Source organism: Hirschia sp., assembly GCF_058892565.1.
This window is the reverse complement of the sequence record NZ_JBZXVU010000033.1, coordinates 66108-83090: the sequence shown is the minus strand read 5'-3', so window position 1 is coordinate 83090 and position 16983 is coordinate 66108. Positions and strand designations below refer to the sequence as shown.

The 16983-nt window shown below is 45.4% G+C and carries 15 protein-coding genes; 14 read left to right on the top strand and 1 reads right to left on the bottom strand.

What is annotated here, in order from left to right:
* Positions 1-17: 17 nt before the first annotated feature.
* Both AC5EF3_RS13090 and glpK read left to right on the top strand, forming a co-directional pair.
* A complete protein-coding gene (locus AC5EF3_RS13090) occupies positions 18-1538 on the top strand; it encodes a glycerol-3-phosphate dehydrogenase (RefSeq protein WP_493548358.1) in 1521 nt (506 codons plus the stop codon).
* A gap of 37 nt (positions 1539-1575) precedes the next feature.
* Positions 1576-3081, top strand: a complete 1506-nt coding sequence (gene glpK / locus AC5EF3_RS13085; RefSeq protein WP_493548357.1) for a glycerol kinase GlpK — start codon at positions 1576-1578, stop codon at positions 3079-3081.
* A gap of 58 nt (positions 3082-3139) precedes the next feature.
* Here glpK and AC5EF3_RS13080 read toward each other — a convergent pair whose 3' ends face one another.
* The gene (locus tag AC5EF3_RS13080; protein WP_493548356.1) at positions 3140-3940 is read right to left on the bottom strand and encodes a 2-keto-4-pentenoate hydratase; all 801 of its coding nucleotides are present in this window, start codon (positions 3938-3940) and stop codon (positions 3140-3142) included.
* A 166-nt stretch (positions 3941-4106) separates the two neighbouring features.
* Between AC5EF3_RS13080 and AC5EF3_RS13075 the strand changes: the two genes are divergently transcribed.
* From AC5EF3_RS13075 to AC5EF3_RS13020, 12 genes are all read left to right on the top strand, one after another.
* Complete coding sequence (locus AC5EF3_RS13075) at positions 4107-5483, top strand: pectate lyase family protein (protein WP_149037430.1); 1377 nt, start codon at positions 4107-4109, stop codon at positions 5481-5483.
* Positions 5484-5593: 110 nt separating this feature from the next.
* Positions 5594-6688 (top strand): LacI family DNA-binding transcriptional regulator, encoded by a 1095-nt coding sequence (locus AC5EF3_RS13070; RefSeq protein WP_493548355.1) that lies wholly within the window; start codon positions 5594-5596, stop codon positions 6686-6688.
* Positions 6689-6802: 114 nt separating this feature from the next.
* Positions 6803-7444, top strand: coding sequence for an RpiB/LacA/LacB family sugar-phosphate isomerase (locus AC5EF3_RS13065; protein ID WP_015828639.1), 642 nt, complete (start codon positions 6803-6805; stop codon positions 7442-7444).
* A complete protein-coding gene (gene kduD / locus AC5EF3_RS13060) occupies positions 7444-8202 on the top strand; it encodes a 2-dehydro-3-deoxy-D-gluconate 5-dehydrogenase KduD (RefSeq protein WP_493548354.1) in 759 nt (252 codons plus the stop codon). Before AC5EF3_RS13065 ends, kduD begins: the two co-directional genes overlap by 1 nt.
* 317 nt (positions 8203-8519) lie before the next feature.
* Positions 8520-10136 carry a carboxylesterase/lipase family protein gene (locus tag AC5EF3_RS13055; protein ID WP_493548353.1) on the top strand — a complete coding sequence of 539 codons (1617 nt, stop codon included), beginning with the start codon at positions 8520-8522 and terminating at the stop codon, positions 10134-10136.
* 48 nt (positions 10137-10184) lie between these two features.
* On the top strand, positions 10185-10763 hold the full coding sequence (locus AC5EF3_RS13050) for a hypothetical protein (protein WP_493548352.1): 579 nt from the start codon (positions 10185-10187) through the stop codon (positions 10761-10763).
* A gap of 440 nt (positions 10764-11203) precedes the next feature.
* Positions 11204-12670 (top strand): mannitol dehydrogenase family protein, encoded by a 1467-nt coding sequence (locus tag AC5EF3_RS13045; RefSeq protein WP_493548351.1) that lies wholly within the window; start codon positions 11204-11206, stop codon positions 12668-12670.
* A complete protein-coding gene (locus AC5EF3_RS13040) occupies positions 12663-13676 on the top strand; it encodes a TRAP transporter substrate-binding protein (RefSeq protein ID WP_493548350.1) in 1014 nt (337 codons plus the stop codon). The genes AC5EF3_RS13045 and AC5EF3_RS13040 overlap by 8 nt, the downstream gene beginning before the upstream one ends.
* The gene (locus AC5EF3_RS13035) at positions 13669-14178 is read left to right on the top strand and encodes a TRAP transporter small permease (protein ID WP_015828632.1); all 510 of its coding nucleotides are present in this window, start codon (positions 13669-13671) and stop codon (positions 14176-14178) included. The genes AC5EF3_RS13040 and AC5EF3_RS13035 overlap by 8 nt, the downstream gene beginning before the upstream one ends.
* The gene (locus tag AC5EF3_RS13030; protein ID WP_015828631.1) at positions 14169-15449 is read left to right on the top strand and encodes a TRAP transporter large permease; all 1281 of its coding nucleotides are present in this window, start codon (positions 14169-14171) and stop codon (positions 15447-15449) included. The genes AC5EF3_RS13035 and AC5EF3_RS13030 overlap by 10 nt, the downstream gene beginning before the upstream one ends.
* Before the next feature lie 109 nt (positions 15450-15558).
* Positions 15559-15909, top strand: a complete 351-nt coding sequence (locus AC5EF3_RS13025) for a cupin domain-containing protein (RefSeq protein ID WP_049763224.1) — start codon at positions 15559-15561, stop codon at positions 15907-15909.
* Positions 15910-15917: 8 nt separating this feature from the next.
* Positions 15918-16946: an alpha/beta hydrolase gene (locus AC5EF3_RS13020; RefSeq protein ID WP_493548349.1), complete on the top strand. Its 1029-nt coding sequence runs from the start codon at positions 15918-15920 to the stop codon at positions 16944-16946.
* The last annotated feature ends 37 nt before the right edge of the window (positions 16947-16983 follow it).

Genomic DNA, 16983 nt, shown 5'->3' with positions numbered 1-16983 from the left:
ACAAGAGAACCGGTACAATGACAGATATAGAAAACCTAAACGATCTGCTGGTGATTGGTGGCGGTATAAACGGGGTTGGAATTGCGCGAGATGCGGCCGGTCGCGGTTTGAAAGTTGTATTGGTTGAGAAAGATGATCTTGGACAACACACGTCTTCTTCCAGTACAAAATTAATACATGGCGGGCTTCGATATTTAGAGCATTATGATTTTAGGCTTGTCGCTAAGGCGTTGCGTGAAAGAGAGGTGCTGTTAAAAGCTGCACCTCATATTATCTGGCCAATGCGTTTTGTTCTACCACATCAAAAAGGGCAGCGCCCGGCGTGGCTCGTGCGATTAGGATTGTTTCTGTATGACCATATTGGTGGCAGGAAAATGCTCCCCGGAACGAAGGTTTTGAGGCGAAAATCGACGCACAAATTTGATGCGCTGAAACCTGAATATAAATTTGCATTTGAATATTCTGATTGCTGGGTGGATGACGCCAGATTGGTTGTTCTCAATGCTATGTCTGCGAGTGAAAAGGGGGCAGACATACGCACACAAACTAGATGCGTTAACTTGCACCGTTTCCAAGATTTTTGGGAAGCGGACCTGAAAAACGCAAATGGTGAAATTGAGACAGTTCGCGCGAAAGTGATTGTGAATGCGGCCGGCCCTTGGGTTGATGAATTAAGCAGTATGGCTGTGAGTGGAGAAAATGCGTCTCATGTTAGATTGGTGAAGGGGTCTCATATAATCACCAATAAGCGTTTTGAAGGGGCGTTTAGCTACTTCTTTCAAAATGGTGACGGGCGCATCATGTTCGCCATTCCTTATCAGAATGCCAGTATGACTTTGATCGGTACAACCGATGAATTATACCTTGGTGACAAGGATAATGTGGAAATATCTGAAGGTGAGATAGATTATCTTTTAGATGCTGCAAATGAATATTTTAAAATGGCCGTTCAGCGGAGCGATATTCTATCGACCTATTCAGGCGTGCGCCCGCTATATGATGATAAAACGGAAAACGTATCCAAGGTGACGCGAGATTATGTGCTTTCCTATGATGATAAAGCGGGAGCGCCGATACTGTCTGTGTATGGCGGGAAGATAACGACATATCGGACTTTGGCAGAAGCGGCGATGAAGGATTTATCAACTGTCTTGCCAGAGATGGGGGATAGCTGGACCAAGTCTGTTAGTCTGCCGGGAGGCGACATACATGAAGCTGATTTTGACGCCTATCTTGCGCAAATGGAAGCAGAATATGCTTGGCTTGAACAGTCTGTATTAAAACGATTATTGCGCGCTTACGGCACGCGGGTTCACAATATTTTAGACGGCGCAACATCAATCAATATGATGGGAAAAATGTTTGCGAGCGGCGTATCAGAGCGCGAATTGAATTATGTGATCGAAAATGAGTTTGTGCGTCAGGCAGATGATTTTCTTAAGCGTAGAAGTAAGCTGGAGCTTGTTCTGAGCGATGAGGAAATTCAGGAAATAAAGAATTGGTTTCAAAATAAAAAAGTACCCGAACATCAGATTTAGATTCAATGCGGGCACAGATAAATCAGGGGTAGGAAAGATGGATTCAGGTCAGGTCATACTTGCGATTGATTGCGGGACAACGTCATGCCGGACATTGGCATTTGATCATGACGGTCAGATCCTAGCGACTGAACAATTAGCCTTGAAGCAATATTTTCCTGAAGATGGCTGGGTTGAGCATGACGCTGTAGAAATATGGCTGAACACACTTAAAACGATCAGAGCTACCATTCAAACTTGCAAAGATATCAATCAGCTTCCCGTCGCAATCGGGATTACAAATCAACGCGAAACTGTCGTCGTTTGGGATCGTAAAACGGGTGCGCCAATTCATAAAGCGCTAGTCTGGCAAGATCGCCGTACAGCTGAGCTTTGTAAAAAACTAACGCAAGATGGCAAAGGTGAGCGCGTTCAAAACGCAACTGGATTATTGCTCGATCCTTATTTTTCCGCGTCCAAGATTGCGTGGATATTGGACAATGTGCCGGGCGCGCGTGCACGCGCGGATAAGGGCGAACTCGTTTGTGGTACGGTCGATTCTTATGTCATCTGGAATTTAACAGGCGGCAAGTCGCATCTAACAGATGAGACAAATGCATCCCGTACGAGTTTGTATAATATTCATGATGGCAAATGGGATGAGGAAATGTTGGAAATTTTCAATGTCCCTAAATCCCTTTTGCCGGATGTTTTACCTAGCGTAGCTGATTTTGGCACCGCTGCCGCTGACATTATTGGCATAAACCTGCCTATTTGCGGCGTGGCGGGAGATCAGCAAGCTGCCTCTTTCGGGCAAGGGTGTTTTGAGGCTGGCATGTCTAAAGCGACATATGGAACAGGGTGTTTTGCGCTGGTCAATACCGGAAACACGCCCGTTAAATCAAGCCATAAACTCCTTACGACTATCGCATGTCGTAGTGGAGGGGATGTTCAATATGCGATTGAAGGATCGATCTTTATTGCGGGGGCTGTCGTCCAGTGGATGAAGGAACGAATGGAGCTGGTGGAAGCCAGCGGCGAGACAGAAGAATTGGCCGCAGCCTTAGAAAGCAATAAAGGGGTCTATCTGGTTCCTGCATTTACCGGATTAGGCGCGCCTTATTGGGATAGTGAGGCGAGAGGGGCTATTTTTGGATTAAGACGTGAGACCGGCAAACGGACAATTGTACGCGCCGGTTTGGAATCTGTTGCCTATCAAACGCGTGATCTTGTTTCGGCGCTCAATGCGGATGGGTATGAATTAAATTCACTGCGGGTTGATGGCGGTATGTCTCAAAACAATTGGCTTATGCAATTTTTAAGTGATGTTTTGAACATTCCTGTTGAGCGCTCTTCGACAATAGAATCCACAGCATTGGGCGTTGCGATGCTGGCAGGGTTATATATTGGCTTTTGGAAAGATGAGCAGGATCTGAAAAAATGCCTTGGAACAACAAAAGCATTTTTACCCAAAATGGATGATGAGATCAGACAACAGCAATTAGCCGGATGGGATATTGCTGTTAAATCGGTGCGCTATCATGCCGAGCTATCGCGAGGATAAATCCTTGCAATAGCCGGCAATTATAGCGCTAATACTGATGAAGTCTGGTTTGTTGAGTTTAAAGGTTCTGAGCTTTAAATGTACAAGCAATTTCAACTTTGTTTTGGAAGCGAGCGATTGCAGCTTGTCCAACTTTCACTGAGTGAACACCCGTTACAGCACCCGTTGTGATGAGCATGCCTTTTTTCAAAGGACGGCCACGTTTCGCCGTGTTTTCTAGCAAGGCACGTAGGGATTCTACAGGTGTTCCGGGGATACCTGCCGCGTTACCTGTTCCGATAACTTCTCCTTCTATGAGCGTATCGAAAGTCCATTTTTCACAGTCTAGTGATTTCCAATCTTCGATTGGTTCACCAACGATTAGGCCGTAATTATTGCCCAAATCTGTGATCGTTACGAGGGGACCATTGTCGTTAATGCCCGTGAAAGGACTAGAGGCAACCTCAATACCAACATATGCATTTGCAATATAGTCGATTGCTTCTTGTGTGGTCCATTCTGTTTTGTCAGCAGGTGTGTCGGCAGCAACTTCAAAAATGATTTCGCTTTCTACGGCTGCAAAGCCTTTTGAGAAGACGGGAGCTGATGTGACTTCGTTTTTATCGTGATAAATTTTCGATTCGAAAATTGGACCGAACAGTCTGTCAGTGCCGTATTTTTCAACGTCGTCACCAACGATTCTTCCGATTTTCCAGCCGACGATTTTTTCTTCGACCATGTCGATTGCAGTGTCTTGATACGCGTATGCTGTTTCAAGGTCCGTCGCGATTGGTGTCGGAAATTGTTCGATAAAACCAGTTCTTTGTCTCGCGTCAACAATCGCATGAGCTGGGTTTTGTGTTGATTGAGTGCTCGACATATTGAGTTTTCCCAAAAATAAAAAAATTAATTGGACATCGAAGGAAACCGGTGTCATTTATATTTTGTAATACATATAAAAACCGAAATGTGAACACTAAAACTGAAAAAAATGGTTTTTCACGTTTTTCATTTGGGGGCGTTAGGCAGAGGAAAGTATGGATATTATGATTAAATATAGCGCGATAGTTGCGACACTTTTTGTGAGCGTGGGGTGTGCTCAACTCCCTGGTGTTGCTCAGACGGTAGGGCCGGTAGCGGACGCGCCAGTTGAGCGTACAAAGATGTCGACGACACCGCAGTATTTTTTTCCAGAAAATATTGATCTAGTCACCGATGGTGGTCGCGGCGGAAAAGTTATCAAAGTTACATCTTTAGATAATGAAGGTCCGGGCACTCTACGTGAAGCAATAGAGGCAGAAGGGCCGCGAATCATCGTTTTTGAAGTTGGCGGTGTTATTGATCTGGATCGCCAATCACTCGTTATTCGTAATTCTGATGTGACGATAGCGGGGCAAACTGCACCGTCTCCAGGTATTTCAGTTATAAGAAGCGGCATTGTTGTTGCTGCGGATGACGTGATTATCCAGCACATTCGCGTGCGTCCGGGTGATGCGGACTATTTTGAAGAGAAATGGGATACCGATTCTATTACGACAAGCTCGGTATCTGGCGTGATTGTTGATCACTGTACGCTCACATGGTCGACCGATGAAAATCTGTCTGCATCAGGGCCGCGTTTCACAGGTGAGACACCTGATGAGTGGCGTGAAGGTGCATCACACGATATTCTCTACAGTCACAATTTGATTGCTGAAGGACTATCCAACGCAACTCATGCTAAATTTGAGCACTCTAAAGGCTCTTTGATCCACGATAATACTTCAAACATCCTGATCTATGGAAATGTGTACGCTCATAATTATGAGAGAAGTCCTTTGTTCAAGGGCGGGGTGCATGGTGCGATCGTCAACAACTTGATTTACAACCCGGGTCAGCGCGCTATCCATTATAACCTTCAGGGGCTTGAATGGGGTGACGAAGAATTCCAAACAGGGCAGATGGATGTAGTCGGCAATGTGTTACGTGCTGGGCCATCTACAGACGGTGCTGTTCCTCTTGTGCTAATGGGCGGTGATGGTGACCTTAAGCTTCACATGGAAGACAATATTGCTGTTGACCATTATGGGAAGGAATTGCCTAAGCTTGGTCGTTATTCTATGGGTGAGGGTGAGCTTCACGAAGTTGCAGACATGCAGCAAAGTATAGAAGGTTTGGATGTGATTCCTGCGCGTCACGTTGAAGGATATGTACTTGCTAGCTCTGGTGCGCGTCCTTGGGATCGTGATAAACATGATGTGCGCGTCCTAGCAGATGTTGCTGAAGGTCGTGGTAAAATCATCGACAGCCAGAACGAAATTGGTGGATATCCACAGCAAGAACCAACTTTCCGTGCTTTTGATTCTAGCCTTTGGGATATGAAAACAATGAAGCCAGTGAGTGAAAAAGCTCTTGATTCAGGGCAAAAATCAAAAGGAACTTAAGCAATTACACAACATCAAGCTGTTGATATTAAAATTGCTTGCAAGTTAATCACCATAACTTCACACTGTGGGGCCATGAAAACCCTTTCAGCTTTTACAGTAGTGAAGTTATGAGTTCTGATGATCCTGAAGAGTTTGACTCTTCCATTCCGAATGAGGAAATTTCTCTTTCGAAACTTGCGGCTTCAAAAGATCGTTCTAGAAGTACGATCAATGATGTTGCACGGTTGGCGCAAGTTTCGAAAAAGACGGTTTCACGCGTTATAAATGGGTCTCCATCTGTACGCGAGGAAACGCGAGTACGCGTTAAACAAATCATTAAAGAAATAGGTTTTACCCCTGACCCTCAGGCGCGCGCTTTAGCTATGCGTAAATCCATGCTGATTGGTATGGTGTATGATAACCCTAGTCCGCAATATTTGGTCAATATGCAGCGCGGTATTCTGGAAGGGTTGGTAGATACAGACTATTTGCTGGTGCTTATTGTTTGTGAGCGGGGCGATCTTTCTTATCGAGAAAAAGTAGAAAATTTCGTTATTCAGCAACGACCAATGGGGCTTATCCTCACGCCGTCTGTATCTGAAGATGATAATCTGGCTGAAATACTCCGCGAACATGATTGTGATTATGTGCGGATCGCTTCGGTAGATGTGGATGAGCCATCACGTATGATTCGGTCGTTGGATTTTGATGGAGCCGCTGATGCGGGACGGCACTTGGCGCAGTTGGGGCACAAGCGGATAGGGCATATTCATGGTCCTAAAACATTCTTCTCTCAAAAAGAGCGTATCGGTGGATTGAGAGCCGGTTTGGCTGAGTTTGATGTGATGCTTAGTGATGATCTTGTGGTTGAAGGTGCCTATACGTATGATTCAGGGAAAGAATGCATGGCCAAATTGCTGAACGCTGAGAATATCCCTACTGCCGTGTTTTTAGGAAATGATGAAATGGCTATGGGTGCGTATAGTGCTGCGCGAGAAGTCGGTCTGCGCATTCCAGATGATATTTCCATTGTTGGTTATGATGATACGCCAATGGCAAAACGCATGTGGCCTCCTATGACGACGGTCAAAAGTCCGATTCGCGCCACGGGTAAGGCAGCAGCTGAATTGTTGCGGAAGAAGGCGGCGAAAATTGCCATTCGTGAGTTGGAAACATTTCGCCCCGAGATCGTTATACGGGGATCTACCTGCCCGCCGAAATAAACACAAAACCGGGTTGCGAAGACAAAATTTAGCTGTTATGACACCGGTTACCTAATCAATTAATTTTGTCGGTCCTTTGTTTTGGGGTGCCGCAAAGTTTCGGAGGAATTTCCTATGAAAATCGCACTCATTATTGAAAACAGTCAGGCCGCAAAGAGCGATATCGTTTATGATGCGCTTAAATCAGTCGCCGAGCCTCTTGGAAATGAAGTGTTTCATTACGGCATGTACGGACCAGAAGATGATGCTTCTTTGACGTATGTTATGAACGGTCTATTGGCAGGTATTCTTTTGAATTCAAAAGCTGCGGATTTTGTTGTAACTGGTTGTGGTACAGGTATGGGCTCAATGCTCGCATGTAACACTATGCCGGGCGTCGTTTGTGGTCTTGTGATGGATCCAACAGAAGCGTTCCTTTTTGGTCAAATCAATGATGGAAACGCGATTTCTATGCCTTACGCAAAAGGCTTTGGTTGGGCAGCTGAGTTGAACCTGCAAGATTGCTATCGTAAACTTTTCGAAGTTGAGCGCGGTGTAGGCTATCCGAAAGAGCGTGCTGCGATTATGGCGAAGAACCGCAACATTTTCAAAGACATGAAAGCGGCTGCAACAAATGACATGGTAACTGTTCTTAAGAATGTAGACCAAGATCTTTTGAAGGCTGCTATTGCTGGAGAGCGTTTCCAAGAATACTTCTTTGAAAACGCACAAGATGAAGCCATCGTCGATTACATCAAAAGCGTATTGGCAGCATAATGTCTCACCCATTTGATCTTACTGGAAAAACAGCAATTGTGACTGGGGCCAATACTGGCCTTGGTCAAGGGATGGCTGTGGCGTTGGCTGAGGCCGGTGCTAATCTAACATTGGTTGGTCGTTCAGCTCCTAGCGAGACTGTTGAGCTTGTAGAAAAGCTTGGTCGTAAAGCGCATGTTGTTATGGCTGACCTTGGTAGTCTTGATCCAATTGAGAAAATTGTGGGCGAGACAAAGGAAGTGTTTGGCGGCATTGATATTCTTGTAAATAATGCAGGGATTATCAAACGTAATGACTCAATTGATTTCACACCTGAAGACTGGGATAGCGTGATGAACATTAATGTTCGCACTCTTTTCTTTTTGAGTCAGGCTGTTGCGCGTTCTATGATTGCTGCTGAAAAAGGCGGGAAAATCATCAATATCGCTTCCATGTTGTCTTATCAGGGTGGCATTCGTGTTCCATCTTACACAACATCTAAAAGTGGTGTGATGGGGCTGACGCGTATTCTCGCTAATGAGTGGGCGCAGCACGGTATAAATGTGAATGCGATTGCACCGGGCTATTTTGCGACAAATAATACAGCAGCTCTTCAGGCTGATGAGAAGCGTAATACTGAAATTCTCGGACGTATTCCGTCAGGTCGTTGGGGTAAACCTTCTGATCTTGGTGGTGCGGCGGTTTTCCTCGCGTCAGCGGCGTCTGATTACGTTCAGGGAATTACGCTTCCGGTCGATGGTGGCTGGTTAGCGCGTTAATAAAAAGCATGTTTTGACAAGTCTTTGTCAAATGAGTGTGTCCAGAGTGGGGCGTTTTGTGAACGCCCCATCTTAAAATGTATATCGAGGGAGCGGAGCCAGTATTGGTCTCTCGCTCGCTCAGTTTGGTGATTATGTGTGTGCTGATTTTGGTTTTGATCTGGCATCCAATTTTCAGCGATTTAATATAACGAATATATCAGAAGTCGAGCAGACAATGGGAAGTGGTTCGCTGGATATAAAGCGATAAATATCGTTCGGCAAACGTGTCTCAATAAGCAGTCTGAAATCGACCTTTAAAAAGGAGAGGGACGCTTATGACTATCGAGAATAATGGAATTTTTTCGCGACGCACGGTTTTGCAAAGTATTGCTGCAGCGACACCATTGATCGCTGTGGGGTGTGCGTCAGCACAGGCTGGCGCGGCGTTTGGTGGCGGATCTGATCCAGTTGTGCAGACTCAGTATGGGCCAGTAATGGGATCCCGTCAGAACAATGTTTATACCTTTAAAGGAATAAGGTATGGGGCAGATACTTCCCAAACACGCTTTGCCAAGCCAAACCCTCCAGCAGAATGGAAAACTATTCTACCTGCTCATGAGTATGGTGCTGCTGCGCCTCAGAAAAATCAAAATCTGAAGCAGAGCGAAGATTGTCTGTTTTTAAATGTTTGGACGCCGGATGTCTCGGGTCGCGCTAAGCGTCCCGTGATGGTGTATTTGCATGGTGGTGCATACAATACAGGTTCTGGCTCCGATGAACTTTATGATGGAACAAACCTTGTGACCAAAGGTGATGTGGTTGTTATCACGATCAATCACCGTTTGAATGCTTTTGGCTATTTATCACTTACGAATTTAATGGGGGGATCCTATCTAGATTCTGGCAATGCGGGGCAGTGGGATATTGTGCTCGCATTGGAGTGGGTGAAAGCCAATATTACCGCGTTTGGGGGTGATCCTGATCGCGTAATGTTGTTTGGTCAGTCTGGTGGTGGTGCAAAGATTGCGACTTTGATGGCAACGCCAGCTGCAAAAGGATTGTTTCACTCTGCTGCGACAATGAGCGGCCAACAGGTCACAGCTTCAGGGCCAATTAACGCGGAAAAAAGAGCGCGCGCTTACCTGCAAAATGTGGGTGTTGGTGTTGGTGATGTTGAGGCATTAGCAGCATTGTCGACTGAGCGTCTTGTTGAGGGTATTCAATCTCAAGACCCAATTGATCCTGAGAAAGGATTGTATTTTGGACCTGTGCTTGATGAGCGTATGTTGACGCGCCACCCATTTTGGCCTGATGCGCCAAGTCAGTCATCTCATATTCCGATGATATTAGGTAATGCACATGATGAGACTCGTATTTTTATAGGTCGCAAATCGCCGGAGACGTTTGATATGTCTTGGGAAGATCTCCCGAAATGGCTGCCTAAGCATATGCGATGCGATATATCTGCAGATGAAGTTGTGCGCGTTTATAGAAAAGCCTATCCTGATTATAGTGCTACGGATGTGTTTTATGCTGCAACGACAGCTGGTCGCTCTTGGCGTGGGCAGGTAGAAGAGGCGGATGTGCGCGCCAAAGAAAAAGGGCCGACTTGGGTCTACCAATTTGATCTTGGCTCACCTGATGATGGTGGGAAATGGGGCGCAACGCATACGATAGATATTGCCGCTGCTTTTAATAATCTCGATAAAAAAGGTGCGTTTTTGGGGCAGGGACCGGACGCTGTTCGGGTAGCTGATCAGCTGTCTAGCTCATTTATCTCGCTGGCGAGAAATGGTACGCCCAATAGCGATAACTTACCGGAATGGTCGAGGTATGAAGTTCCTGAAAGAAATACTATGGTATTTGGAAAAACGACGGAACTTGTATCTGATCCGCGTAAAGTTGAGCGTGAACTTTTTGCAAAAGTACCATTTATTCAATGGGGTAGTTGAGCGCTGTGTTAAATTTCAATATTGAAAATGATAAGGGGAGTTGAGTATATGAAACGTGTTGTTCTAACGGGTGTGATGGGTGTGGCATTGTTGAGTGCGGCCTGTGAAGGGGCAGTTGAAACTGAAACCCCAGTTGCTCAATCATCTGATGTTGTTGAAGAAGTCACAGTTGATGATTTGGCTGAGAAGATGGTTTCTGCTGTAGAGATCACTGATCTAGCTGCTGCTGATATTCCGGTGGATATTGTTAATCTCGTCACGATTGCGTCTCCCGGTTTGCAAATTAGTGAAGCGCAAAAAAAGGTTCGTGATGGACGCACATATTTTGATGTTGAGGGCGAAACAGCCGACGGCGAAGAAATTGAGTTTGATGTCCTAATGACAGAAAACGGGCCCGAAATTGTTGAGATCCAACGTGATTTAGCATGGAGTGAGGTGCCTGAAATTGCTTCACAAGCTGCATTAGAAGTTGGTGATGTTAATCCGGTGCGGGTTATCGAAAGCAAACAGCCAGACGGTTCGATTATTTATGAATTATTTGCTGAAGGTCAGCCTGGTGATCCTGCAATGGAAGTGCGCGTAGTTGATGGTGTTGCAGAAGTGCTTGCCGAACGTTGGCCGCACTAAGTAGTTTTTGGGTCGGCAGAATCTGACGTTGAAATCATGTGGTTTTAACGTCAGATCGTCGTCTGGCTTTTAATATCTAATTTATCAGTATGATAAAGCGATATTCTTTCGTATAAAGCTATTGCGCATTTTATGACACCGGTTACCATCTGGCTTTGTTGTCAAGCGTATTTTGGGCTTTAACGAACGAATGAGAATGAAGGAAAGCGGTTTGAGTGGGGCGAATTATCCAAATCCAGTAAGAAGTGCACGGTTAGCGCTTCTGGAAAATGTGGTTGGGGTATTTTCGAACACCGCCCAGAATGAGGGGGGTGGTAACCTTGACCGTTTAGCGCGTGTTTTTCGCGCGCATATTGTTGAGTTAGTGGCTGAAAAATGTGTTAGTGCTATGATGTGTACCAAAATATCAAATCGATTTCAATATGTGGAACAATAATGTCATGAGTCCCTCTAACGCAGCACGTCTGAACCCTGAAAACATCTCTAAACTTTCTTCGGGTGTGAGATGTTATGATTATGATCGAGATAGTTTGCCTGTTCGCGTTGTGCATTTTGGTGCTGGCGCTTTTCACCGCGCGCATCAATTAGATTATTTCGACAGATTAAATGCAATAGATCCTAATTGGGGTGTGTGTAGTGCATCTTTGCGCAGTGCCAAAGTCAAGGATGCGTTGGAGCCTCAAGATGGGCTATATACATTGGTTGTTCTGGATGATGTGATTGAGTATCGCATTATTGGTACACTCAAAAGTGTGGTGCTAGCAAAAGATCCTGAATTTATAGAGCGTCTAACTGCGCCCGAAACTTTGGTCGTCACATTGACGATAACAGAGAAGGGATATTGCGTTACAGCCGATGGGCAGCTTGATGTTGAGAATCCTGATATTAAGCGCGACCTTGCCACGCCAAGTAGCCCTGTTTCAGCTATTGGTTGGCTGGCGCTATGTTTGAGCATCAGAATGGAGCGGGGTCTCAACGGATTGAATATAGTCAGTTGTGACAATCTTTCAGGTAATGGTGAAAAGCTTCGCGCGGCTGTTTTGGGTTATGTTCAACATACAAATCCTGACCTTGTGAGCTGGATTGAATCCAATTGCTTTTTTCCAAATACAATGGTCGACTCTATTACGCCAGCTACGGACGAAAGTTTGCTTGGCCGCGTGCAGGACGCTATTGGTCTAAATGATGAATGGCCAATTCAAAGAGAAGCTTTTACATCTTGGATTATTGAGCGCAACGTTTCAGAAGATTTTCCTGACCTTGCCAAAGTAGGCGTGACTTTCACATCGGACGTTGCTGCACATGAGAGTGCAAAACTGCGTTTGTTGAACGGCGCGCATTCATCGCTGGCTTATATTGGATTACTGTGCGGGCATGAGACTGTTTATAAGGGCATGTCCGATCCAGAAGTGATGACATTCATTGCAAGCTTGATGCGAGATGAAATCGCGCCTTCAGTGAACGTTCCTGAAGGTATGGATATCGAGGCGTATATCAATTCACTGATTTCTAGATTTCAAAATCCAGAGATTGAACATTTGCTATCTCAAATAGCGTGGGATGGCTCGCAAAAATTACCCTTCCGGTTGTTTCAGACTGTTCAAGATAACATTGGGGCAGGGCGGTCCATATCCAAATTGTGTATGGGTATTTGTGCTTGGATGGAATTTGTACGACGTCAAGCGATCTCGGGTACTCAATTGGTTGATCCTAAAGACAAAGAATTACGTGCATTAGCACTTGCATCTGATGGTAAAAATTACGCCGAAAAATTCATTCGGGAGTCGGGCGTCTTCCCCGCGTCTTTGAGAGAAAACACAATCTTTCTGGAAAATATAAATAATAGCTATGCGTCGCTTGCAGGCTTTAAGAAAAATATCCTAACCAGGGTGGAGTTAAATGACTAAAGAGAAAACTGGTCTCTCGATAGATCGACGAAATATGCTCGTCGGTCTGGGGGGCATGGCCGCATTGTCTGGGTGTTCATTTGAACGCAAGACCCTCATTTCCGCTGATGCTCATCCAGCTGACTATCCAACTGTGCGTGCTGTTGAAGAAATGGCTCGACTGCTGAATGAATATACAAAAGGCGAAATGAAAGTTAAAAGTTTCGCTGGGGGGCAGCTTGGTTCAGAGCGCGATACGCTGGAGATAACATCTTTTGGCGGTATTGATTTTAACCGTGTGAACCTTGCACCGCTCAACGCAATCGAGCCGCTTACTGGTATCGCGTCACTACCATTTCTGTTTAAGACAACACAGCACATGCGTGACACGCTTGATGGTGAAATTGGTGATGCTATTTTGGCTTCATTGGAGCCTCATGGTTTGATTGGATTGTGTTTTTACGATTCTGGTGAGCGGTGTTTCTATAATACACGAAAGCCAATTCGAACCCCTGATGATATGAAGGGGATGAAGATACGGGTTCAAAACTCTGACCTTTATGTCTCTATGATCAAAGCGTTGGGTGCCGACGCGACTCCGATGGCGCTTGGTGAAGTTTATCAATCTCTCATTCAGGGTGTGATAGATGGTGCCGAGAACAATTGGCCGTCTTACGAGAATGGTCGCCACTTTGAAGCGGCTCCGTTTTACTCTTTGACGCGACATGTGATGACGCCGGAAATCCTTGTTATGTCTGCAAGCCGTTGGAACAAATTGTCCTCAGAAAACCAAGCTCACGTTAAAAAAGCAGCTAAGGAAAGCGTTGGTTTTATGCGTAAGCTTTGGGATGTGCGTGTGATTGAGGCGAAGGAACGTGTGTTGGCGGCAGGTGTTCAAGCCAATGAAGTTGACGATATCACGCAATTTAGCGCTCTGATGAGACCTGTTTGGGACAAGTTTGTCAAAACAGATCAGCAAAAAGAGCTGATGCATGCTGCGATAGAATTGGGCAATTCTTATGATTGAGCTTTTATCGAAATTTACACACAGAATGGCTGATTTGCTTGTGAATCTAGCCGGTGCCGGACTGATATTAATGACGGCAATTGTTGGGTGGCAGGTGTTTGGCCGGTTTGTATTGAATGCAAGCCCGTCATGGTCTGAACAAGCCTCTCTAGTGCTTATGATCTGGTATGTTTGTTTTGCCGCTGCGGCCGGTGTGCGTGAGGGTTTTCATATCCGTATCGTCGCGCTTGAAGAAGCTGTGCCGCCAAAACTCAAGCATGGCATGAAACTAATCAATGAAATTGTTGTAGGTTTTTGTGGAATTGCAATGTGCATTTGGGGCGGGGAGCTTGTTCTAAAAACATGGTCGCATGTCATCCCTTCTTTGGGACTATCGCGCGGTCTTGCCTATTTAGGTCTCCCAATTGCGGGTTTTTTGATTGCGCTGTTCTCTCTTGAGCGAATATTTGAAGAATTACACGGCGATGATGTCGAGAATGAAGAGGATCCAAGATGGAACTGATTGTACTTGTTGGGGCGCTGGTCTTTTTTCTTGCTATTGGGGTCCCTGTAGCGTTTTCATTGCTTGCTGCTTCAATGGCAGCGTTTTTTGTGCTCGACATTCCTATGCTTGTTGTTTTTCAACGCATGGCTGCGGGTGTAAGTGTGTTTACACTAATGGCAATTCCATTCTTCATATTTGCGGGCGATCTTATGTATCGCTCGGGAATTGCTGAGCGATTAGTTAAGGTAGCTGAGGCTGCTTTGGGGCGTTCCCGAGGCGGGTTAGGGCAGGTGACAGTTGGGGCATCTGCAATGTTTGGAGCAGTCTCTGGGTCTGCGATTGCAAGCGCTTCGGCTATGGGCTCAACGCTTGTTCCTTTGATGGAAAAGAAGGGCTATGACAGCGATTACGCTGTGAATGTAACAGTCACATCAGCTATTGTTGGTCTTCTTATTCCGCCTTCTCACAACATGATTATCTATTCGGCTGCTAGCGGTATTGGCGTTTCGATTGGTGACATGTTCTTAGCGGGTATTGTGCCGGGTATTTTGACTGCTGCATTACTTATGTTTGTTGCGTGGAGGGTGGCAGTTAAAAGAGGTTATGAAAAGGGTAGCTTCCCCGGAATGCGCGCTTTTCTGATGGCTGCAGTCATCGCAATTCCTGGTCTAATGGCTGCGATAATTATAATGGGCGGAATTCTTAGCGGGATTTTCACTGCAACGGAATCTTCTGCTATCGCTGTAATATACACCATTATAATTGGAACGTTTGTTTATCGATCTCTTGGTTGGGATTTGTTTATTAAGGCAGCAACCCAGTCCGTGAAGATTACGGCGATGGTCTTGATGATTATTGGTGCGGCGACTGCGTTTAGTTATGCGCTTGCTATTTTGGAAGTGCCAACACAATTAGCAAATCTGATTACGACGGCGGTTGATAATCCGATTATCATCCTATTGCTCATCAACGTCATTTTATTGTTGCTTGGAACATTCATGGATATGTCGCCATTGATTGTGATCATGACGCCAATCTTGCTTCCTGTGGTTCAGAAAATTGGCGTTGATCCAGTGCATTTTGGTATCATTATGATGTTGAACCTTGGAATTGGGCTTGTCACGCCGCCAGTTGGTTCGGTTTTGTTTGTAGGAGCTGCTGTCGGTAAAATACCAGTTGAGCGAGCTGTGAAAACGATCTGGCCATTCTATGGTGCTTTGTTATTTGCGCTGATGGTTATCACTTTTGTTCCCGCCGTTTCTTTGGCGCTTCCAAATGCGTTTAAGTAAGGAATCTGGTATGAAGTGTTTGTTACACACTGCCGGTATAATGAGTGTAGCTTTGTTAAGCCAAAGCTGCACGACTGTGACTGTTGCGGCAAACGAGACTTTGCCGGCGATGGTTATCGTAGATGAGAATGATGTCGTTATAGACCAGCCTCCGCCTCATGGTGCGATCGGCATGAGTACGGCTTACCGTATTAGTGATGTTGCGCCTAAAAGAAATATGGAATTTCGCAAGCGTAGCCTTCATGTTGGGGCTCAAATAGGCGAGCATATTATCAGTCATGATGAAGTTTATTACGTCGTGTCTGGCAATGGTGTTGTCATAAGTGACGGAGAAGAAGCTGCTTTGTCCGAAGGTATGGCTGCATATCTCTATACCGGTGCAAATGTCGGCATTCGTCAGGTTGGGGACGAGCCGCTTATGTTGATTATTTCATATCCGCTCGCAGCGCGCAAAGAATAGAGGAATACATGTCTTTGAGAAACTTGGGACTAATTGGTATTTTAATATTAGCAACTATTCAGACGGGATGTGTATCTCTTCAGAATAGAGAGAACCAAGTTTCTCGCAGCGCGTTTCCTGAAGAATTGCTGGTTGAAGTGGACCGCCAACCAGATTTGGAAATACCATTATGGCCTGAAGGTGCGCCGGGTTCAAATGAAGCAACAGATGCGCTTTCTCAGCATTATGTTGAAAGAGAAAATCAATATAAATTACCCGACCGTGCCGCTCTTGAAGTGACAGATCCAACGATCAAGTTGTTTCAGGCTGAAAACCCCAATGGTAGTGTTCTGCTCATAATACCGGGAGGGGGATATAATCATGTTGTGGTTGAGAAAGAAGGATATGAGGGCGCTCGTCTCTTCAATAAATTAGGTGTTACTGTTTATGTGATGACTTATCGTTTGCCGCATCAAGGTTGGGGTGATGGGCCAGACACACCATTGCAAGATGCACAACGTGCTGTTCGATTAATACGTTCACGTGCGCTTGTCGATGATATTGATCCTGAACGTATTGCGGTTATGGGGTTCTCAGCAGGTGGTCATGTTGCTGGTTCTTTGCTGACTCGGTACAATGCTGATGTTTATGATGGCATAGACGCAATTGATGATTTGTCAGCAAAGCCAGATCTGGGTGCTCTTATTTATCCAGTGATATCAATGGATAAAGCTATTACGCATACAGGATCACGCGAGAAGTTGATTGGCGAATCTCCCAATTTGGAGCAAGTGCAGAAATATTCGGTAGAATTGAATTTGGAAGATTTACCTCCTCCGACATTCATCATGCACGCTGCTGATGATAGAGCTGTACCAGTTGAAAATTCACTGCGTATGTACAGTGCCTTGCTAAAAAATGGTGTGCAATCAGAATTACATGTCTTTTCTACGGGGGGGCATGGTTTTGGTGTTCGGGGGCTTAAAGATAAGCCGCAAGCTGCTTGGCCGGAGTTGTTTTTTAACTTCGGTTTACATGTTGGCACTTTTGAAAAATGAAATTTGTGGTTTTATAAGATCATAAATTGAGTGTGAA